Source organism: Mycobacterium sp., from assembly GCF_008709575.1.
Taxonomy (GTDB): Bacteria; Actinomycetota; Actinomycetes; order Mycobacteriales; family Mycobacteriaceae; genus Mycobacterium.
Genome location: NZ_VYIK01000557.1, coordinates 1 through 527, shown reverse-complemented (window position 1 = coordinate 527; position 527 = coordinate 1). Strand labels below are relative to the sequence as shown.

Annotated in this window: 1 protein-coding gene; it reads left to right on the top strand. The window is 73.2% G+C overall.

The genetic code is table 11. The features are described from left to right. Nucleotides 1-62 precede the first annotated feature (62 nt). Nucleotides 63-527 (top strand): DUF2961 domain-containing protein (locus F6Q13_RS20120; RefSeq protein ID WP_293060192.1); only part of this gene is annotated, 465 nt, incomplete at its 3' end.

The window sequence follows — 527 nt, the reverse complement described above, 5'->3', positions numbered from 1 at the left end:
TTCGGCGGGGTTGGCCCCCGGCCTGGCCGCCCGCCGGGGGGCGCCCCACGACCGGTAGCGGCATGATCGACCTGCGTTTGCTGACTCGGCTCGGCGGCGCGCAGTCCCGGTCGATCAGCCCGGAGAACTTCGACGGGGCCAAGGGCGCCGGCGCCGGCGCTACGGCGGGCACCGGCGCGGCGGCAGCGGCACACCTGGGCCCGGGGTGGAAGATCTCGCCCAGCGTCGACATCGCCGGGCACACCACCTTCGAACTGGCCGCCATCGACGGGCCGGCGCTCATCACGCACATCTGGCTGACCACAGACCGCAGCTACTGGCGCAGCCTGATTCTGCGCGCCTACTGGGACGGCGCCGACCAGCCCGCCATCGAGGTGCCGCTCGGCGACTTCTTCGGCCAGGGCTGGTGCGAGTTCGCCCAGCTCGCCTCCGTGCCGGTGGCGGTCAACCCGTACGGCGGCTTCAACAGCTACTGTCCGATGCCGGCGCCCCTGCACGCCCGGCTCACGCTGGAGAATCGTGCGGGG